The organism is Alloalcanivorax marinus (assembly GCF_016785095.1).
GTDB lineage: Bacteria > Pseudomonadota > Gammaproteobacteria > Pseudomonadales > Alcanivoracaceae > Alloalcanivorax > Alloalcanivorax marinus_A.
Genome location: NZ_JAEKJB010000004.1, coordinates 123491 through 143514, shown reverse-complemented (window position 1 = coordinate 143514; position 20024 = coordinate 123491). Strand labels below are relative to the sequence as shown.

18 protein-coding genes and 3 tRNA genes are annotated in these 20024 nt (G+C 64.1%); 16 read left to right on the top strand and 5 right to left on the bottom strand.

Annotation, left to right across the window (positions count from 1 at the left end; translation table 11 throughout):
- The 7 genes from JF515_RS05330 to JF515_RS05300 are packed head-to-tail and all read left to right on the top strand — an operon-like array spanning position 1 to position 8013.
- On the top strand, positions 1 to 1677 hold the full coding sequence (locus JF515_RS05330) for a long-chain-fatty-acid--CoA ligase (RefSeq protein ID WP_203101712.1): 1677 nt from the start codon (positions 1 to 3) through the stop codon (positions 1675 to 1677).
- A 30-nt stretch (positions 1678 to 1707) separates the two neighbouring features.
- A complete protein-coding gene (locus tag JF515_RS05325; RefSeq protein WP_203101710.1) occupies positions 1708 to 2697 on the top strand; it encodes a Bug family tripartite tricarboxylate transporter substrate binding protein in 990 nt (329 codons plus the stop codon).
- A gap of 5 nt (positions 2698 to 2702) precedes the next feature.
- On the top strand, positions 2703 to 3485 hold the full coding sequence (locus tag JF515_RS05320) for an SDR family oxidoreductase (RefSeq protein WP_203101708.1): 783 nt from the start codon (positions 2703 to 2705) through the stop codon (positions 3483 to 3485).
- A 3-nt stretch (positions 3486 to 3488) separates the two neighbouring features.
- Complete coding sequence (locus tag JF515_RS05315) at positions 3489 to 4298, top strand: enoyl-CoA hydratase/isomerase family protein (RefSeq protein ID WP_203101706.1); 810 nt, start codon at positions 3489 to 3491, stop codon at positions 4296 to 4298.
- Positions 4288 to 5439: an acyl-CoA dehydrogenase family protein gene (locus tag JF515_RS05310; RefSeq protein ID WP_203101704.1), complete on the top strand. Its 1152-nt coding sequence runs from the start codon at positions 4288 to 4290 to the stop codon at positions 5437 to 5439. The genes JF515_RS05315 and JF515_RS05310 overlap by 11 nt, the downstream gene beginning before the upstream one ends.
- 41 nt (positions 5440 to 5480) lie before the next feature.
- Entirely contained in the window at positions 5481 to 6446 is a 966-nt protein-coding gene (locus tag JF515_RS05305) for a Bug family tripartite tricarboxylate transporter substrate binding protein (protein WP_203101702.1), read from the top strand.
- A gap of 10 nt (positions 6447 to 6456) precedes the next feature.
- Positions 6457 to 8013 (top strand): class I adenylate-forming enzyme family protein, encoded by a 1557-nt coding sequence (locus JF515_RS05300; RefSeq protein ID WP_203101700.1) that lies wholly within the window; start codon positions 6457 to 6459, stop codon positions 8011 to 8013.
- Between the two features lie 12 nt (positions 8014 to 8025).
- On the opposite strand, the gene JF515_RS05295 is transcribed toward JF515_RS05300, so the two are convergent.
- The 4 genes from JF515_RS05295 to JF515_RS05280 form a co-directional block, all read right to left on the bottom strand.
- Positions 8026 to 8712, bottom strand: a complete 687-nt coding sequence (locus JF515_RS05295; protein ID WP_203101698.1) for a GntR family transcriptional regulator — start codon at positions 8710 to 8712, stop codon at positions 8026 to 8028.
- A gap of 150 nt (positions 8713 to 8862) precedes the next feature.
- Positions 8863 to 9870, bottom strand: a complete 1008-nt coding sequence (locus JF515_RS05290; protein ID WP_203101696.1) for an ArsA family ATPase — start codon at positions 9868 to 9870, stop codon at positions 8863 to 8865.
- Positions 9870 to 10139 carry a cory-CC-star protein gene (locus JF515_RS05285; protein ID WP_338015172.1) on the bottom strand — a complete coding sequence of 90 codons (270 nt, stop codon included), beginning with the start codon at positions 10137 to 10139 and terminating at the stop codon, positions 9870 to 9872. The genes JF515_RS05290 and JF515_RS05285 overlap by 1 nt, the downstream gene beginning before the upstream one ends.
- Positions 10140 to 10150: 11 nt before the next feature.
- Complete coding sequence (locus JF515_RS05280) at positions 10151 to 11830, bottom strand: carbon starvation CstA family protein (protein ID WP_203101692.1); 1680 nt, start codon at positions 11828 to 11830, stop codon at positions 10151 to 10153.
- 207 nt (positions 11831 to 12037) lie between these two features.
- Between JF515_RS05280 and uvrY the strand changes: the two genes are divergently transcribed.
- From uvrY to JF515_RS05250, 6 genes are all read left to right on the top strand, one after another.
- Positions 12038 to 12691: a UvrY/SirA/GacA family response regulator transcription factor gene (gene uvrY, locus JF515_RS05275; protein WP_203101690.1), complete on the top strand. Its 654-nt coding sequence runs from the start codon at positions 12038 to 12040 to the stop codon at positions 12689 to 12691.
- Positions 12692 to 12765: 74 nt separating this feature from the next.
- Positions 12766 to 14589, top strand: a complete 1824-nt coding sequence (gene uvrC, locus JF515_RS05270) for an excinuclease ABC subunit UvrC (RefSeq protein WP_203101688.1) — start codon at positions 12766 to 12768, stop codon at positions 14587 to 14589.
- Positions 14590 to 14671: 82 nt separating this feature from the next.
- On the top strand, positions 14672 to 15277 hold the full coding sequence (gene pgsA / locus JF515_RS05265; RefSeq protein WP_203101686.1) for a CDP-diacylglycerol--glycerol-3-phosphate 3-phosphatidyltransferase: 606 nt from the start codon (positions 14672 to 14674) through the stop codon (positions 15275 to 15277).
- A 127-nt stretch (positions 15278 to 15404) separates the two neighbouring features.
- A tRNA-Gly gene (locus JF515_RS05260) sits at positions 15405 to 15480 on the top strand.
- A gap of 53 nt (positions 15481 to 15533) precedes the next feature.
- A tRNA-Cys gene (locus tag JF515_RS05255) sits at positions 15534 to 15607 on the top strand.
- A 46-nt stretch (positions 15608 to 15653) separates the two neighbouring features.
- Positions 15654 to 15740 (top strand) — tRNA-Leu (locus JF515_RS05250).
- A gap of 21 nt (positions 15741 to 15761) precedes the next feature.
- Here the strand turns inward: JF515_RS05250 and JF515_RS05245 are convergent.
- Positions 15762 to 16664, bottom strand: a complete 903-nt coding sequence (locus JF515_RS05245; protein ID WP_203101684.1) for a LysR family transcriptional regulator — start codon at positions 16662 to 16664, stop codon at positions 15762 to 15764.
- A 128-nt stretch (positions 16665 to 16792) separates the two neighbouring features.
- Here JF515_RS05245 and JF515_RS05240 point away from each other — a divergent pair, with 128 nt between their 5' ends.
- From JF515_RS05240 to JF515_RS05230, 3 genes are read left to right on the top strand one after another with little or no spacing between them, the layout of a single operon-like run.
- Positions 16793 to 18148 (top strand): acyclic terpene utilization AtuA family protein, encoded by a 1356-nt coding sequence (locus JF515_RS05240; RefSeq protein WP_203101682.1) that lies wholly within the window; start codon positions 16793 to 16795, stop codon positions 18146 to 18148.
- Positions 18145 to 18543: an AtuA-related protein gene (locus tag JF515_RS05235; RefSeq protein WP_203101680.1), complete on the top strand. Its 399-nt coding sequence runs from the start codon at positions 18145 to 18147 to the stop codon at positions 18541 to 18543. The genes JF515_RS05240 and JF515_RS05235 overlap by 4 nt, the downstream gene beginning before the upstream one ends.
- A gap of 20 nt (positions 18544 to 18563) precedes the next feature.
- Positions 18564 to 20012: an aldehyde dehydrogenase family protein gene (locus tag JF515_RS05230; protein WP_203101678.1), complete on the top strand. Its 1449-nt coding sequence runs from the start codon at positions 18564 to 18566 to the stop codon at positions 20010 to 20012.
- Positions 20013 to 20024 lie beyond the last annotated feature (12 nt).

The window sequence follows — 20024 nt, the reverse complement described above, 5'->3', positions numbered from 1 at the left end:
ATGAATAACAATCATCTCCAGTTCTATCCACGGGGCCTGAGGCAGGATATTCGTGTGCCTTCGATCACCCTGCCGGAGGCGCTGTCCCAATCGGCGCGCCGGTTTCCGGACAAGCCGGCGCTGGTATTCTACGAAACGGAAGTCAGTTACGCGCAACTGCAGGAGCAGGTTGAACGACTGGCGGGTTATCTGCGGCAACACTGGGGCGTGGTGCGCGGTGAAAGAGTGTTGCTGCTTGCCCAGAACTGCCCGCAATTCGTGATCGCCTTCTACGCCGTAACTTCAATTGGCGCGGCGGTGGTTCCGGTGAATGCCATGAGCACCGCCGACGAATTGCAATACTACCTGGACGACAGCGGCGCCCACCTGGCGATCTGTGCCGAGGAACTCTATCCCTCGCTGCGCCCCTGTGTGGACAATGGTACCGTGACTCGCACCCTGGTGTTCCACTACACGGACGGGCTGGGCACCCAGGGCGAGACCGATCCGCCGATGCCAGCGTGGCTTACCGCCGAGCGCCGGCCACCGCGCGACCCGGCCGTGGTGTTCTGGGATCAGGCCCTGCAAGAGGGGGGGCGTCCCGCCGCCCAGCCCTTCGATTCGGATCAGCTCTGCGTGCTGCCCTATACCTCCGGTACCACCGGCAAACCGAAGGGGTGTCGGCACAGCCACCGCACGCTGATAACCGCACTCCATGCCTCCACGCTGTGGCGCGCATTCAACTCGGAAGCGGTGTTTTTATCCGTGGCGCCCATGTTCCACATGCTGGGGCTACAGAACTCCATGAACCTGCCCCTTTTCCTCGGGGGAACCCTGGTGATTCTGCCACGTTGGGATCGGCACACCGCGGCCCGTCTGATCGAAGCCCGGGGTGTCACCATTTGGGGCGCACCGCCGTCCATGGTCATGGGCTTCTTTTCCGACCCGGAGGTGACCGGTCATGATTTGTCCAGCCTGTCGCTGATTTTCGGCGGCGGCGCCGCCATGCCGGAGGCGGTGTCGCGCAAACTCAACGACGATCACGGCATTGTCTTCAATGAGTCCTACGGCCTTACTGAAACCGCGGCCTTCCTGCACGCCAATCCGGTGCATCGCAATAAACGGCAATGCCTTGGCGTGCCTACCTTCGGTGTTCATTCGCTGATCATCCATCCCGACACCGGCGTCCCTCTCCCGGACAATGAGCAGGGCGAGCTGGTAACCAGCGGGGGGCAGGTGATGCTCGGTTACTGGAATAACGACCAGGCCAACCGGGATGCCTTTATCGAGATCGAAGGGCGCCGCTACTTCCGAACCGGCGATCTGGCCTATCGTGACGAGGACGGCTATTTCTTCCTCACCGACCGGCTCAAGCGAATGATCACGGTATCCGGTTACAAGGTCTGGCCGGCGGAAATCGAGAACTTGATGTATCGGCATCCGGGGGTCCGTGAGGCGTGTGTCGTGGGCGTACCGGATAAAGAGAAAGGCGAGCGGGTGCAAGCGGTTCTGGTGCTTGACGACGACTACCGTGATCGACTCGGCGAGAACGACATTATCGAATGGGCCCGCTCCGAAATGGCGGTGTACAAGGCGCCACGTTCGGTCAGCTTCGTCGATGAATTGCCTAAATCCGCCGCCGGAAAGATTCTCTGGCGGCATGTTCAGGAGGAATACGCGGCCCGGGCCGTGCAGTGATTTCAACCTCAATCAAAAAAGGTGATGACAATGCCAATAACAAGATTACGGGCACCCGCGCTGGTGATGCTATGCGGGCTGATTCTGTCCAGCGTGGGGTTCGCCGATCCGGTCGACGCCCACGCCTATCCTGAACGTGAGATCGAGATCGTGGTGCCCTATCCGCCGGGCGGTGCCACCGACACCCTGGCAAGAGCAGTGTCGCAGAAACTCTCGGAGCGCTGGGGACAGGCCGTGGTGGTGGACAATCGTCCCGGAGCCAGCGGCAATATCGGCGCTTCCTACGTGGCCCGCGACCAGGGCAACCCCTACAGGCTGTTGTTCGGCATCAACTTGCTAGTGCAGGCTCCTGCCCTGTTTGACAACCTGGATTATGACGTTCGCCGGGATCTCACGCCGCTCTCCCTGGTGGCCCGTTCGCAAAGCCTGTTCGTGGCCACGCCGGACGTTCCGGCGGAGACCTTTGATGAACTGGTCCGTGAAGTCCTGGAGCATCCAGGCGAGTACGAGCTCGGCAACTACGGGATGGGCACCTCCGCCCACATCCAGGGAGAGTCACTGAATCTGCAGACTGGCATGGACCTGCTGCACGTACCCTATCCGGGCTCGGCGCCTTTGCTGAATGCCATTCTGGGTCAGCAGGTACGACTGGCCATCATCGATGCGGCCAGTTCGCGCTCCCATCTCGACAGCGACGCCTTCAAGGTGCTCGCGGTGACTGGCTCGGAGCGTCTTTCCACCCAGCCTGACGTGCCTACCTTCAAGGAGCTGGGTTATGAGGGTCTCGATGCCTACGGCTGGTTTGGCGTGCTGGCGCCAGCCGGCATTCCCGGTGACGTGCGCGATAAGTTGTCGGCGGCGATTTCAGAGGTGGTCCGTTCAGACGATGTTTCTTCGTTGCTGATTCGGTTGGGCCTGACCCCGGTGGGTAACCGCGGCGATGAATTCGCGGAGGTCATCGAGAAGGACCTGAAAACCTGGCGGACGCTGGTGGATGAAACCGGCATCAGTATTCGGTGACTTTGATGAATGAACTGAACTTTGAAAACACATCGGTATTCGTGGCTGGCGGCAGCAGCGGCATCAATCTGGCCATTGCCGAGGCATTTGCTGCCCGGGGCGCCCGCCTGTTTCTGATCAGCCGCTCGGAGGAACGGGTGGACGCCGCCGTGGCCGGGTTACGCGAGCGAGGTGGCGAGGCACGTGGCTGCGCCGCGGATGTGCGCGATCCGGCCGCGCTGGAGGCGGCTTACCTGCAAGCCACGGAGTGGTTTGGCGAGATCGATGTGTTGATTTCCGGGGCCGCCGGTAATTTCCTGGCCGGCGCCTTGGAGATGTCCTGTAACGCCTTCAAGACCGTGATCGACATCGACCTGCTGGGTACCTTCAACGTATTGCGCTGCGGGCATGCCTTTCTGCGCAAGCCTGGCGCGTCGGTGCTGAATATCTCCGCGCCACAGGCGTTCAACCCGACCCGCTATCAGGTTCATGCCTGCGCCGCCAAGGCCGGTGTGGACATGGTTACCAGAGTGCTGGCGATGGAGTGGGGCGGGCACGGTATCCGCATCAACTCCCTGGTTCCAGGACCGATCGGCGACACCGAGGGCATTCGCCGTCTGGCGCCAAACGAGGCGGCCCTGGCGCGCATGCGTGAGACCGTGCCTCTGCGCCGTCTTGGCTCACTGGCCGAGGTAGCGAACATGGCGATGACCCTGTGTTCACCGCTGGCCGGCTTCGTCACCGGCGCGGTGCTCACCGTGGATGGCGGCAGTTCCTTGCAGGGCGGCCGCGATCTGAAGCCGGAGTAGACCATGGAAGCGTTGCGTTTACAGCGAGAGGGTGGCGTGGTGGTCGTCACCCTGTCCCGCCCTGGCACCCGCAATGCCCTTGATGAAGTGCTGCGCGAGGAACTTAGAGCAGTGGTTTCCCGCCTGGCCGACGATCAGGATCTTCGTGCCCTGGTGATTCAGGGGGAGGGAGGCGCCTTCTGCGCTGGCGGTGATCTCAAGAGCATTGGCGGGTCACGCCTGGACGCGGACGGTTGGCGCCGGCGCATGGCCCGTGGCCACGAATGGCTTAAGCCATTGCTCGCGCTCAACTGCCCGGTCATCACCGCGGTTGATGGGGCCGCTTACGGCGCGGGCTTCAGCCTGGCGCTGGTGGGCGATTTTCTGCTCGCCGGCCCCCGTGCCCGCTTTTGTATGTCATTTCTGCGTGTCGGCCTGATGCCGGACCTGGGTGGGTTGCCGGCACTGGTGGCCGCGCTCGGCCCGCGCCGTGCGCGCGAACTGGCGCTCAGCGCTCGGGAACTATCCGCCGTCGAGGCACGGACGCTGGGATTGGTGAGCGAGTGCCACGATAGCGAGCGCCTGCCAGAGCGTGCTCTGGAGATCGCCAGAGCGTTTGAAGGTGCCTCGCCGGCGGCGGTGGCGTTGATCAAAAGCGAAATCCGGAATTTGTCAGCCGGACACATCGATGATCTGTTGCATCGCGAGGCCCTGGGTCAAGTGGTGTTGTTCGACACGGTGGAGCATCGTGAAGCCGTGGACCGTTTCCTCAATAAAAAACCCGCCACTTTTCTATGGCCGCGGGAGCGCTCGGGAGAAAGGCATGATTCGTGATCAGGAAACCATGACGGCGCTGCTCGACACGGTGCGTCGCTTTGTTCGGGATACCCTGGTGCCCAGGGAAGAGTGGGTGGCGGAGCATGATCAAATTCCGGACGACGTGGTCCGCCAAATGAAGGAGATCGGGCTGTTTGGTCTTACCATTCCTGAACAATACGGGGGCCTGGGCGTGACCATGGAAGAGGAAGCTCTGGTGATGATCGAGATGGGCAAAACATCGCCGGCGTTCCGTTCCCTGTTCGGCACCACAGTGGGCATCGGGTCCCAGGGCATCCTCATGGACGGCACCGAGGCGCAGAAAAGAGAATGGCTGCCCCGGCTCGCCAGCGGCGAACTGATCGCTTCGTTCGCGCTTACCGAGCCGGAGGCCGGTTCCGACGCGGCGTCACTCACCACCCGGGCGGTGCGCGATGGTGACGACTATGTGATCCACGGCACCAAACGCTACATCACCAATGCGCCGCACGCCGGCGTGTTCACGTTGATGGCGCGCAGCGAGCCGGACCAGCCCGGACACAAGGGCGTGTCGGCCTTTATCGTCGATGCGTGCAGCCCGGGTATCAGCCTTGGCAAGCCGGACCGCAAGATGGGTCAGCGCGGCGCGCACACCTGTGACGTGGTGTTCGATGGCTGCCGGGTGCCGGCGGAGAATATCATCGGCGGCGAGCCCGGCCGAGGCTTCAGCACCGCGATGAAGGTGTTGGAGAAGGGGCGTATTCATATCGCCGCGATCTGTGTCGGCGTCGCCGAACGCATGCTCGATGACGCCCTGCGCTACGCCATGGAGCGCAAACAGTTCGGTCAGGCGGTGGCGGAGTTCCAGCTTGTGCAGGCGATGCTCGCTGACTGCCGCACTGAGATCTACGCGGCCCGCTGCATGGTCATGGACGCGGCCCGGCGCCGCGATCTGGGAGAGAACGTGGCCACCGAGGCCTCCTGCTGCAAGTACTACGCCTCGGAGATGTGCGGTCGGGTCGCTGACCGCGCGGTACAGATTCATGGTGGCGCCGGCTACATGTCCGAATACGGAATCGAGCGCTTTTATCGGGACGTCCGTCTGTTCCGGATTTACGAGGGTACCAGCCAGATTCAGCAATTGGTGATCGCCCGCAACATGATGCGAGAAGCCGGCTGAACGTCGTGTCCATGATCATCACGATAACAAGGAGAATGATGATGAAGACTCGTTTGCTACACGCTTTGATGGCCTCCTTCTTTATCCTTTGGGTACCGTTTGCCCGCGCCGGTTTTCCCGACCAGGAGGTGCGTATCGTGGTGCCATACCCGCCCGGCGGCGCCAATGACATTCTCGCCCGCACCCTGGGTCAGGAGCTGTCCGAGCGCTGGGGAGTGCCCGTGGTGGTGGACAATCGATCAGGTGCCGCGGGCATGATCGCCACCGAGTACGTGGCCCAGGCCCAGCCGGATGGGCATACCCTTTTGTTGCCCAATATCGCCTTGATTCAGGCGCCGCATCTCTACCCGAACGTTAAGGTCGACCCGATGGAAGCGCTGAGGCCGGTGGCCGGTATCGCCACCACCAGCCTGCTGATGGTGGTGCGCTCTGATCTCGATGTTCACGACGCGGGCGAATTCGTCGAGCATGTGCGTGCCCATCCCGACGATGCCTTCTATGGCACCTACGGCGCCGGTTCAAGCGCCCATTTGTATGGCCATGTTTTCAGCGAGCAGAACGATCTGGACCTGATCCATGTGGCTTTTCGCGGCGAGGCGCCGTCCGTCAATGAGCTGTTGGCGGGACAGATTCCCATGGTGTTCATGTCAGGGAAGGGTGCCTTGCCATTGATCGAGGACGGCCAGGTGCGCGCCCTCGGGGTCACCGGTGAAAAACGCCTGCCACAATTGCCGGAGGTCAGGACCTTCCAGGAACAGGGATTCGAGCGCATGAACTACCAGGGATGGTTTGGCGTGTTCGGTCCGAGCGGCATGCCGGAGCCGGTGGTGGCGGAGATATCCGATGCGTTGATGGCGGCGGTGGCGGAACCGTCCGTGGTCGAGCGCATGGGAAAGCTGAGCCTGATCATGGAAGGAACTCCCCATGACCAGTTCGTCGACCGGGTGGAACGGGACAGCCAGGTCTGGGGCGGCATCATCGATGACGCCGGTTTGACGCTGGATTAAGGAGCGAGCCATGTACCTGACGCAAGGCCTGCACCGGGCGGTACAGCAGTTTCCCGAGCGAACGGCGGTCATCGATGATGGTCTGCGCCGTGATTACCGGACCCTAGCGGACCGATGTGCGCGCCTTGCCGGGGCGCTCGCCGAGGCCGGCCTCAAGCCCGGTGATCGAGTGGCGATTCTGGCGCTCAACGGCGCGACGCACTGGGATTACTTCGCCGGCCTTTGGTGGGGCGGGTTCGTGGCCAATCCGGTCAATACTCGCTGGAGCCTCAAGGAGATGGCCTATTCATTGGCGGACAGCGGTGCCCGGGTGTTGCTGGTCGACGACGAGTTTCTGGAGCGGGTGCCGGAGTTGCGGCAGCGATGCCCCGCGCTGGAGAGGATCATTCATGTGGGGAGTGAGCCGACACCGCCGGGACTCATACCCTACGAGCCCTGGCTTGCCGCGGCGCAGGCGGTGTCGGACCGGCGCGCCGACGGCGAGGAACTGGCGGTGATCCTGTATACCGGCGGTACCACCGGCTTTCCCAAGGGGGTGATGCTCTCGCATTCCAATCTGTGGAGTTCGGCGGTGGGGCGGCTGGCGGAAACGGAGGTACCGTCACCCTTCGTGACGCTGATGGCGGTACCCCTGTTCCATACCGCCGGACTTGGTAAGTTGGTTTCGCAGCTGATCGTGGGTGGCACCTCGGTGGTGTTGCCTGGTTTCCGGGTCGAGAAGGCTCTGGCGGCGATCGCCCGGGAAAAGGTCACCGATGTGATTCTGGTGCCGAGCATGATCCAGATGATGGTGGATGACCCCGGGTTCGCGGCTCATGACCTGAGTGCGCTGCAAACGGTGACCTACGGTGCCTCGCCAATGTCCCTGCCGCTGCTGGAGCGGGCCATGGCGGCACTTCCCGGTGCTCGTTTCATGCAGTCCTACGGCATGACCGAGGCCGCGCCGGTGATCACCGTGAACCCTTGGTGGAATCACCAGGGTGAGGCGTTACGCAACGGCAGGGTTAAATCCGCCGGGCGCGCCGGTTGGGGCCTGGAAGTGCGGATCGTCGACGAAAGTGGCACCGAGCTGCCGCGCGGTGAAATCGGCGAGGTCATCGCCCGCGGTGACAACATCATGCTCGGTTACTGGAACCAGCCGGCGCAGACCGCCGAGGTGCTGCGTGATGGCTGGCTGCACACCGGCGACGGCGGTTACATGGACGAGGGCGGCTATATCTACATCGTTGACCGCCTCAAGGACATGATTGTCAGTGGTGGCGAGAATGTGTACTGCGCGGAAGTTGAAAACCGACTCGCGCGTCATCCGGCGGTGGTCAGTTGCGCGGTGATCGGCGTGCCGCATGCCCAGTGGGGCGAAAGTGTCCATGCCGTCGTGGTGCTGCGGGAAGGCGCGCGGGCCTCCGAGGCCGAGCTGTGTGACTTCTGTCGCCAGGAACTGGCCGGTTACAAGTGCCCGCGCTCAGTGGAATATCGGGACCAGATGCCGTTGTCCGGGGCCGGCAAGATTCTCAAAAACGTGCTACGCGAGCCGTACTGGCGGGGCCGGGACCGGCGTGTCTCCTGAGAGCGCCGGTCATCAACGCAGGTTCACCTCGCCACGGGCCACATGGTCAAGCAGCGCTCGACCGGCGGTGGCGATGTGGGCGCGCATCGCCTGTCCAGCACCGGCGCTGTCGCCGGCACGCAGCGCGGCGATGATGGCGCGGTGCTCGCGGCTGGATTCCTCCATGCGGTGTTCAATGGTGAGCGGCGTCAGGGGCGGAATGCCCTGCCACAGCGAGAGAATGATCTTTTCCGTGCGTGGCTGGGCGGCGGCATCGTACAGCGCGCGGTGGAAGCGCTGGTTGAGTGCCACATAGGCCTCCGCGTCCTGGTTCGCTTGGGCATGCTCCATTTCTTCCTGGAGCTGTTCCAGCTCGTCCAGGGCCTCCGCGCCCAGGTGTTCGCAGGCATGCGCGGCGAGGTGGCCTTCCAGCAGTTCGCGCAGGGCGTAGACCTCCTTGAGGTCGTCCGGCCCGAAGCGGGTGACGCTGTAGACGCCCCGGGCTCCGGCTTCCACCAAACCGTCCGCGTCCAGCCGTCGCAGCGCGTCGCGCACCGGGATGCGGCTGGTACCGAAACGCTGGGCGATGTCCTCCTGCACCAGGCGCTCCCCGCCAGGCAGGTCGCCCTGCAGGATCGCCTCGCGCATTCGCAGATAGACTTCTTCCTCCATGGAGCGGCGGCGGACCGGAGCGAATGGGCTGCTTTTGGACGCGGGCATAGATACCTCGAAAAACCTGGCTTGGGCGACAGTATACGCGCTCCAGGCGGGATGTGATGAACCAACGAGACACTGATGGGCCGGACTCTTGATGAGGAAATCACCTGGAACGGGGCAATCCTTTCCGTTGCCATCTGGAGCCCGCGGACGTCAGGACAGCAGCCGGCTAGAGAAGGCCTCCAGTGCTTGCAGCCCATGGATGTCGTCGGCGAGCAGGGGCAGATGGTGACGGGGCAGGGCGCCGAGGCGTGCCTCGATGTCCGCCAGGTGACGTTGTTCCCGCTCTCTGCGGGCGCGGAAGAAGGCCCCTTCGGCGTCGTCCGGCAGCACCCGGTTGACGATGGCGCCGGCCACCGGGATGCCGGCGTCCGCCAGGCTGGCCACCGCCCGCTCGGTTTCCAGGATCGGTAGCTTCTCCGGGGTCAATACAAACAGGAAGCCGCTGTGGGCGGCGTCCTGCAAGCGCCGGCGGGCGCGGTGAAAACGCCGTTGGCGTTCGAGCAGCGGCGCGGCGAGGCCGCGGGCCCGCTCATCCAGGTCGGCCAATTCGCGCTGTTCCGGTTCCTCGGTGAGGCTGTCCAGATCGCGGCCCGGGGTCAGGTGGTTGAGCACCTTGCCCAATTCCTCGCCGCGCCGGTTCTGGCGTAGCAGGCCCTCGGTCCAGGCGGCCATCACTTCCGGCAGGCTGAGCAGGCGCAGGGTATGGCCGGTGGGGGCGGTGTCGAACACCATCAGGTCGTAGTCATCGACCTGATCCATCAGCGTGGTCAGCCGCTCCAGCAACGCCGCTTCCTGGGCGCCGGGGGATTGGCGGCTGAGCCGCAGTTGGCGTTCCAGCTCCGGGCGCTGGTCCGGGGCGGCGAAGCGGGCCATGCGGGCGCGTACCGTATCCAGGTGGGCGTCCACTTCGTGATCCGGGTCGATTTCCAGGCCGAACAAATTCGGCGCCAGGGCGGTCTCCCGGTCACCGATTTCCCGGTCGAAGGCGTCGGACAGACTGTGCGCCGGGTCGGTGGAGACCAGCAGCACCCGCCGGCCCTGGCCGGCGGCGGCCAGGGCCAGGGCGGCGGCGGTGGTGGTCTTGCCGACGCCTCCCTTGCCACCCACCATCAGAAGGCGCCGCTGTTGCAGTAAAGTGGTGAAATCGAGATCGGTCATCAGCAGCAGCGGAATTGATCCAGGGGGGAATGGGGCAGCCCCATGCGCCGGTGCCAGTCGTGGAAACGGTCCAGCAGCAGAGGCTGCAACTCCAGGGTGTACCAGCCGACCGGGTTGGGAATGCCGAGGGTCTCGGCGAACACCAGCAGCATGAACAGGTCTTCCTCGTCGCGCCGGGCGCGGGCGATGGCGGCCCGGTAGGGGGCGTTGTAATACTCCGCCCCCCAATGGCTGGCGTGCCGGTACCAGCGCTTCAGCCGGCCGACGATGGGCGCGCTCTTCAAGAGCGCGCCTCCTCCTGGTGCAGGCGTTTATGGCGACGCAGGGCGGCGGCGCACTCCAGGGTCACCAGAACCGCCGCCACCAGCACCACCAGGTCCAGGCCCAGCAGGAACCAATTCTCGTCGGTGTAGAAGCCCTTGAGCTGGATCAGCAGCGCGGCAAGGGTCATCAGCAGCAGGAACACCAGCGGCACCAACGTGTAGAAGGTGGGACGCCCGCGCCGCACCAGCATCACGGTGATCACCAGCAGGGTCAGACCGGCGAGCAACTGGTTGGTGGTGCCGAACAGAGGCCAGATCAGCAGGCCGCCGGAGCCGTCGGCGCCACCGGCGCCGAACGCCAGCACCAGGCAACTGATCACCGCCAGCATGGTGGCCGGGAACGGCTTGCGCATCCACGCCTGATCATAGATCTCGCCCCATTCCTGGAAAATGTAGCGCTGCAGACGCAGGCCGGTGTCCATGGTGGTGCCGGCGAACAGGGCGGCCATTACCGTGAGCAGGGTGGCGGCCACCTCGGCATCGAGCCCGGTGCCACCGCTGAGAATGGCGGCGCCGCCGTCCACGAAGGCGGTCAGGCTGCCCTGGCCGAACCCGGAATAGACCGCCTGCCAGTCCGCCAGGGAGGCGAAGCCGGCGGTGGCGGCGAGAATCGCGGCCAGCGCCAGGGCGCCTTCGCCCACGGCGCCGAAGTAGCCCACGAAGCGGGCATCGGTTTCCTTGTTGAGCTGCTTGGAAGTGGTGCCCGAGGCGACCAGCCCGTGGAAGCCGGAGATGGCGCCGCAGGCGATGGTCACGAACAGCAGCGGAATCATGGACGGCGTACCCACTGGCGCGTCGAAGTTGATCATCGGCGCCACCACGGTGGGGTTACCGATCAGCACCGCCGCGTACAGCAGGATCAGGCCCACGAACAGCTGCAGGCCGTTGATGTAGTCCCGGGGTTGCAGCAGCATCCATACCGGCAGCAGGGAGGCGATGGCCGCGTAGCCGAACAGGATCAGAATCCAGACCGCGTTGGCGGACAGGCCGCCCACCGTCTCCGGCAGTGCTACCGGCACCTGCGGCCCCAGGAAGATGAGCCCGTACAGGCAGGCCACGCCGAGCACGGAAACCAGCCCGAGGCCAATGACGCGGCGGCGGATCAACTGGCCGATCACCAGGGCCACGGCGATCGCGCCCCACACCGGTACCACCGCGCCGGGGTTGTTGATCAGCAGTTTGGCGATCACCACGCCGAACACCGCGTTGACCATCAACAGCACCAGGAAGATAACGATCATGAACACACTGCGGGCGCGCCCGCCGACCACCTCGCCGGTCAGGGCGCCGACGGACTTGGCGCGGTTACGCACGCTTGCCCAGATCGCGCCGGCGTCGTGTACGCCAGCGAAGAAGATGGTGCCCAGCACCACCCACAGGAACGCCGGCAACCAGCCCCAGATCACCGCGATCGCCGGCCCGACGATGGGTGCCGCCCCGGCCACGGAGGTAAAGTGGTGGCCCCAGAGCACGAATCGGTTGGTGGGCACGAAGTCCACGCCGTCCTCGAATTCGTGGGCCGGCGTGCGGAAGTCGGGATCAAGCTGATAGACCTTGGCCGCGATGAAACGGGAATAGAAAAAGTAGCCCGCGGCCATGCCACCCAGGCCGAGAACCAGAAGCAATATTGCGCTCATTTGTTTGTCCTTGTGATTGGTTCTGCCATTCCGAGCGCCAGGATGGCGCCGGTGTCCGGGGGCGTCAATCGAATCGCCCGCAAAGGGGGCGTCAATACGACCAAGGTCGAGGGTTGGCCGGGGGCCTAGGCAGGAGAGCGCCGTCGCGCTAGTCTTGGACTCTTCTGAACAGCCACTGTCAGGGACGCCAAGTGGGGGAGTAGAACAATGATCAAGGTAATGGTGGTCGACGACCACGACCTGGTGAGAACGGGCATCGCCCGTATGCTTGATGACCAGGAAGGGATTCGCGTGGTCGCCCAGGCCAGTTCCGGCGAGGACGCCGTGAGCCTGGCCCGGGAGTCTAACCCGGATGTGGTGCTCATGGACATCAAGATGCCGGGCATTGGTGGCCTGGAAGCCACCCGGCGCATGCTGCGCCAGGACGACGGGGTGCGGGTGATCGCGGTGACCGTGTGCGAGGACGAGCCGTTCCCGTCCCGGTTGATGCAGGCCGGCGCCGCCGGCTACATGAGCAAGGGCGCGGATCTGGATGAGATGCTGCGGGCCATCAAGGTGGTCAACGCGGGGCAGCGTTACATCAGCCCCGAGATCGCCCAGACCATGGCGCTGCGGCCCTACGTGCCGACCCACCACGCGCCCCTGGACATGCTCTCCGAGCGGGAATTGCAGATCATGATGCTGATCGTGAACTGTCATAAGGTCCAGGACGTGGCCGATCAGCTCTGCCTGTCACCGAAAACGGTGAATACCTACCGCTATCGCATCTTCGATAAACTGGGCATCAGCAGCGACGTGGAAATGGCCCTGGTGGCGGTGCGCCACGGCATGGTGGACGCCAACGAGCTCAATCCGGCCTGAACCGTCGGGCCCTTGACAGTTTCCCGCGCGGCGCCATCATTCGATGCCCCCATCGCGACCCGACGGAGCCGTTCTTGCCCGAGTTCGACGCCAAGCAGTTTCTGGCCCATTGCGCCCGCAAGCCGGGCGTTTACCGCATGATCGGTGCCGCCGGCGAGGTGCTGTACGTGGGCAAGGCCCGCGACCTCAAGGCCCGCCTGGGCAGCTATTTCCAGAAAAATCTGGCCAGCGCCAAGACCCGGGCCCTGGTGTCGCGCATCGCCGGCGTGGAGACCACGGTCACCGGCAGTGAGGCGGAGGCGCTGCTGCTTGAGCAGTCGCTGATCAAGGAACTGCGACCGCCCTACAACATTCTGCTGCGCGACGACAAATCCTACCCCTACATCAAGATCACCAGCTCGGACGACTACCCGCGCATCACCTTCCATCGCGGCAAGCGCCGGCCCGGCAGCCGCTACTTCGGGCCTTACCCGAGTGCCGGCAGCGTGCGCGATACCCTGGCCCTGGTGGAAAAGGTGTTCCGGGTGCGCAACTGCCGCGACAGCTTCTTCCGTAACCGAACCCGGCCTTGCCTGCAATATCAGATTCGCCGCTGCACCGCGCCCTGCGTGGGGGCGGTAAGCCGCGAGGCCTACGCCGAGCAGGTGCGCCTGGCCATGGATTTTCTCTCCGGTCGCAGCCGCGCGGTCACCGACCAGCTCACCGCCGAGATGGAGCAGGCCGCCGCCAACCTGGATTTCGAGCGCGCCGCGGAGCTGCGCGACCAGCTGGCCGCCATCCAGTCCGTGCAGCAGAAGCAGAACGTGGAGACCGATCGCGGTGGCAATGTGGATGCGGTGGCCGTGGCCGCCCGTCACGGCCTGGCGGTGGTGGAGGTGCTGATGGTGCGCCAGGGCAGGGTGCTCGGGCACCGCAGCTTCCGCCCGGATACCCGTGGCGAGGAGGATCTCACCGAGATCCTGGAGGCGTTTCTGGCCCAGTACTACCTGGGCGAGCGCGATGACCAGTCGATCCCCCACGAGGTGGTGCTGCCGGAGGCCCTGCCCGGCCAGGAGGCCCTGCAGGAAGCTCTGCAAACCCGGCTCGGGCGGCGCATCCGGCTGGCCCACCGGGTTCGCGGCCAGCGCCTCGCCTGGCTGAACATGGCGCGCACCAACGCCGAGCAGTCGCTGGTCGGTGATCTGGCGGCCCGGGAGCACCTGGAGGAACGTTTCCACGCTTTGGAAACCCTGCTCGAGGCGGACGCCTCCATCCGTCGCATCGAGTGCTTTGATATCAGTCATACCCGGGGCGAGCGGGCGGTGGCGTCCTGCGTGGTGTTCGATCAGCAGGGCGCGCGCAAGGCGGATTACCGCCGTTTCAACGTCAACCCGGAGCACGGTGGCGATGATTACGAAGCCCTGGAGGAAGCCGTGCGCAGGCGCTACCAGCGGGTGGTCAAGGAAGAGGGCAAGCTGCCGGATCTGCTGCTCATCGATGGCGGCAAGGGCCAGATGCGGCGCTGCTTCGAAGTGATACAGTCGCTGCAGTTGGATAACCGGGTACTGGTGATGGGTATCGGCAAGGGGCCCAGCCGTCGTCCCGGCCTGGAAGTCCTGTATCTGCCCGACGGCCGGGAACTGGTACCCGGCGGTGCCAGCGCCGCCCTGCACCTGTTGCAACAGGTGCGCGACGAGGCGCACCGCTTCGCCATTACCGGCCACCGGGCACGGCGCGGCAAGGCGCGCCGCTCCGGCCTGGAAGAGATCCCCGGCGTGGGCCCCAAGCGTCGCAAGGCGCTGCTCAACCACTTCGGCGGCCTCAAGCAACTCCGCAACGCCTCCCGGGAAGAGCTGGCGCGGGTGGAAGGGATCAATGCCCAGACCGCCGAAACGCTGTACAACTGGTTCCATGAATAGCGGGCCGGAATGCGTCGTGGAATGAGAGCCGCGCCGCTTTCCGATATACTTTCTTTTTTCGCCGACGGCACAGACGGTATTCATGTCCAAGCACGCGCCCATTCTTAATCTGCCCAACATCCTCACCCTGATCCGCGTGGCCGCGATTCCGGTGCTGGTGGCGGTGTTCTACCTGCCTTTTGGCTGGAGCGACATGCTGGCCGCCGGGCTGTTCCTGGCCGCCGGCCTCACCGATTGGCTGGACGGCTACCTGGCCCGCAAGCTCGGTCAGACAAGCCCGTTCGGCGCCTTCCTGGACCCGGTGGCGGACAAACTGATCGTGGCGGTGGCGCTGGTGGTGCTGGTGCAGGTGCACGCCACCATCTGGCTGTCGGTGCCGGCCATGGTGATCGTGTGCCGGGAAATCGCCGTGTCCGCCCTGCGTGAGTGGATGGCGGAGCTCGGCCAGCGTGCCCGGGTGGCGGTGAGCGCGGTGGGCAAGGTGAAGACCGTGGCGCAGATGGGCTCGATCACCGTGCTGCTGGCGCTCAAGCCGGCACACGGCGCCGATGGCGATATTCTCATGACGCCGGGCCTGTGGATTGGCTATGCCGCGCTCTACCTGGCCATGGTGCTCACGCTCTGGTCCATGATGCGCTATCTGCGTGCCGCCGCGCCTCAGTTCCTGGCCGCTGGCGGCGGTGACTGAGCCCGCGCCCCGGCTGCGCAAAGTTTGGCCAAGATGTTGAAAGGACAGAAAAAACAGTCTTGACAGAGAGGGTCGCTCGGGTAGAATGCGGCTTCGCATCGGGGCGATGCCCACGATGAAGAAAAAAGCGGGAATAGCTCAGTTGGTAGAGCACAACCTTGCCAAGGTTGGGGTCGCGAGTTCGAATCTCGTTTCCCGCTCCAGATTAAAAAGAACCTCGGTTCACATACCGGGGTTTTTTATTCCCCAGGTTCACGGCGCGGTGGCAGAGTGGTTATGCAGCGGACTGCAACTCCGTATACGCCGGTTCGATTCCGACCCGCGCCTCCATTTCCGCTTCACCCCACCGTGTTACACGAGTAGCCTCTGCTGTCAGGCGGGTATGGTGAAACTGGTAGACACAAGAGACTTAAAATCTCTCGGCCGTATGGCCGTGCCGGTTCGAATCCGGCTACCCGCACCATTTTTCGAGGTCTCCGCCGTATCATTCCACCCCTGACGGATTGCTCGGCGCATTCGCCAAAAGCAGATCATAAAGTGCTTGTCCGGCGACCGACAGTGAGCGCCGCCGCCTCCTGATAAGATACAATCGCCTCGCCGGTACCCTGCCGCTCAGGGGTTTGATCACCAGGCCGGGGCGCTCGAATTGAAACAGGGTCATGGCCGGAACCAACGCAATCCCCATACCGGCTTTCACCAGCCCGGTAACGGTGGCCAGGTGCGCCACTTCCAATAATGCCGAAGGTGTTTCGTCACCCAGTGCCTGTTCCAGATGCTTGCGCACGCTGCTGTTTCGCGCCGTGGCGATCCAGGGCCATTTCAAGGCGTCTCGTAGTCTGATTCGATCCCGCGACGCGAGTGGGTGGTCTTGCCTGCATACCAGAAAGAACGGGTCGGCGTGCAAGAACTGCCCCTCCAGGTCCGACATGTCCGGCCGCAGTGCCGCTACCGCGAAATCCGCCTCGCCCCGCGCGACCAGATCCAGACAGGGGTCCAGCACGGCATCGTGAACCTGCAAGGTCACGCCGGGATAGCGCTCATGAAAACGGGCCAACAGTTCCGGCAGCCAACCGGCGGCGAGAGAGGGCAGCGCGGCGACCGACACCCGGCCTCGCCGTTTGGCGGCGTGATCACGAAGATTTTCCAGGGCCAGGGACATATCGGTCAGTAGCCCGCGAGCGCTGGTTTCCAGCTCGTGTCCTTCCGCGGTGAGGTCGACATGTCGGGTGCTGCGATCAAACAGCCGCACTCCGGCTTCCTGCTCCAGTGATTGGATCAAGGCTGAAAAGGCCGGCTGGGAGAGGTGGCAGCGTTTGGCCGCGCGAGTGAAATTGCGCTCCTCCACCAGAGCCACGAACGCCTTCAATTGCCGGCTCGAAAGATTCATCCGTATTCCCGATCAAATGATCTGATTTTTCTATTTCGCAGATTAATTTGCGCTGACTATAGTGAAAAACACGCTGGTGGCCAACCGGCGTGCTCCACCTGCTGACCAACATTCAAATAAGAGGTGTCATGGGCGATTCGATTTGTCGCGTGGGTTGCGCCACCGGCTTCTCCGGTGATCGGGCGGACGGCGCGCTGCCGCTGGTACGCACTCTGGTGGCCCGCGGCGGGGGCACCTTGATTTTCGAAACCCTGGCCGAGCGCACGCTGGCGCTGGCACAACTGGCCCGGGACGAAAACCCGGCGCTCGGCTATGAATCCCAGCTCGACGACCTGATTTCACCGGTGCTCAGCGAGTGTCTTTCCCATTCCATTCCCATTATCGGCAATTTCGGTGCCGCCAATCCGCCAGCGGCAGCGGCGCGGATCCGCGAACTCGCCCGTCAACAGGGGTTGCCCGCGCCCCGCGTCGCGGTGGTGACCGGCGATCGCCTGGAAAGCGCGGAGCAGTGGGCGGTACTGCGCGAGCGCTTGGGCGCGAAGCTGGATCGTGCCGATGTCGTTAGTGCCAATGCCTATATCGGCGCCATGGATATCGCGGACGCCCTACGGGCCGGGGCCCAGGTCGTGGTTACCGGGCGGGTAGCGGACCCCTCTCTGACACTCGCCCCGGCTATCGCCCACCACGGTTGGAGCCAGCATGATTGGGCGCGCCTCGGGCGAGCCAGCATCGCTGGCCATCTATTGGAGTGCGGCGCCCAGGTAAGCGGCGGCTATTTCGCGATCCCCGGCCTGAAAGACGTACCGGATCTGCATGCCGTCGGCATGCCGATTGCTGAAATAGACCGGGATGGCGGCTTCGTGGTGGGCAAGGCGGACAACACCGGCGGTCAGGTGACATCACGTACCGTCAAGGAACAGCTCCTCTATGAGGTGCATGATCCGGCGCGCTATCTCACCCCGGATGTGATCGCTGATCTGAGCGCCGCGAGCGTGCAGGAGATGGGCGCTGATCGTGTCGCGGTGCATGGTGTTACCGGCCACCGGCGTCCGGAAGAATTAAAGGTCAATGTTTGCTATCGAGGCGGCTGGTTGGTGGAGGCGAGTATTTCCTACGCCGGCCTGCAGGCGGAGGCACGCGCGCGCCTGGCGGCGGACATCGTTCGTAAACGGCTTGCCGGCGTCCTGCCGCTGCGAGTCGATCTGATCGGCGCGGTAAGCATCTTGGGCGACGATGAAGGCCGCCGTCTGGCGCGGGAGCCGGATCGGCACCGAGAGGATGTGCGCTTACGCGTGGCGGCGGTGCACCCTGACCGACGAACGGCGAGCCAGGTCGGCCGGGAAGTGCTATCGCTTTACACCTGTGGGCCGGCCGGTGGCGGAGGGGTTAGAACCACGCTTCGCCCGCGACTGAACATGTTGTCGTGCACCATTCCCCGTGGCCAGGTGCCAACCGGGTGGTACTGGCAGGAGGAGGTGGCATGAAAGGCCCGATTGAAACCACCCCCGTACCACTTTACCGGCTGGCCCATTGTCGTACCGGCGACAAAGGGGACATCGCCAATATCGCCGTGGTCGCCTGGAATGACGATTGTTATGGCGTGCTGCTGGATCAACTGACGGTGGCCCGGGTCGGCGAGTGGTTCGAGGATCGCGCGCCAACCTGTGTGCTGCGCTACACCCTGCCTGGATTACGCGCTTTTAACCTGGTGCTGGAAGGGGTGCTGGACGGCGGTGTCAACGGTGCCTTGAACCTGGATGCGCATGGCAAGGGGTTGTCGTTCTTGCTGCTGGAAATGCCTGTGCCGGTTCCCCGCTCATTGGTTCCCGGACTACCGGAAATAGCTGTCATGCCAATGGGTGATGGAGATCGGCGGTGAACCGACCTTGGGAGAATAGAATGCCAAATGACCGTTACGATTGTTTTATCGGGGGCGACTGGACGGCGGCCGCGTCCGGTGAATATCTGGATGTGCTGGACCCGGCTAATGGCCTGCGGCTGGCGGAAATCGCCCGTGGCGGAGCGCAAGAGGTGGATGCCGCCGTGGCCAGTGCCAGGTCGGCGCTGCCGGGCTGGTGTGAACGGCCGCCCGTGGAACGCTCGCGAATACTCTCCGCCATTGCGCGCCGGCTGCTCGCCGAGCAGGACCGGCTGGCGCATCTGGAAAGTCGGGATACCGGCAAACCGTTATTTCAAGCCAGAGCCGACGCGGTGGCGGCGGCCCGTTTCTTTGAATACTACGCAGGCGCCGCCGACAAGGTGCTCGGTGACGCTATCCCCATGGGGCCTGAATACGTGGACTTCACCGTGCGTGAGCCAATGGGGGTGACGGCCCAGATCGTACCCTGGAATTACCCGTTGCAGATCGCCTGCCGTGGCCTGGCTCCAGCGCTGGCCACCGGCAATACCGTGGTCATGAAACCCGCTGAACTGGCCTGCTTGAGTGTGCTGGAAGTGGCCCGAATCTGTCAGGAAGAAGGGTTGCCCGCGGGCGTACTCAATATTGTCACCGGCCTGGGGCAGGAAGCCGGGGCGGCCCTCGCTTCCCACCCCGACATCAATCTCGCGGTCTTCACGGGATCGGTTCAAACAGGCCGGTTGGTAATGAAATCAGCGGCCGAAAACATCGTTCCCGTATTGCTGGAACTGGGCGGGAAGTCGCCGAATGTCTTACTACCGGATACCGATCTGGAAAGCGCGGTACCGACGTTGATCAAGGCCGCCTTTCCTCATGCCGGCCAGACCTGCTCCGCGGCCACCCGGGTGGTGGTGCATCGCGGCCAACACGCGGAGTTGGTGGCCCGCCTGGCGGAGGCCATCGCCGAGCTCACCGTTGGTCCGGGGCTGGAAGATCCATCAATCGGAGCGTTGGTCAGCCAGGATCAGAAACAAAAGGTCACCGATTACATCCGCATCGCGGAGGAGGAGGGCGCCCGGGTTATCAGCGGAGGGCGGGCTTTGCCAGGAGCGCGGCTCGAAAATGGAAACTTCGTAATGCCAACCTTGCTGGACAACGTGAAACCGGGCATGCGCGTACACCAGGAGGAGATTTTTGGGCCGGTGCTTGCCGTGGTGCCATACGACGACGTCGAAGAAGCGGTGACGATCGCCAACGGTACTGAGTACGGATTGGTCGCCGGCGTTTGGGGCGCGGATGTAAAAGCCACCCACCGTTTGGCGTCGCGGTTGCGGGCCGGCCAGGTATTCGTCAATTGTTATGGCGCTGGTGGTGGCGTGGAGCTGCCCTTTGGAGGCTACGGCAAATCCGGGTTCGGCCGGGAGAAAGGGATGGACGCGCTGCTCGCCTACACCCAGGTCAAGAATGTCTGCGTCCGTATCGCGGGCTGACCACCTGTGCCT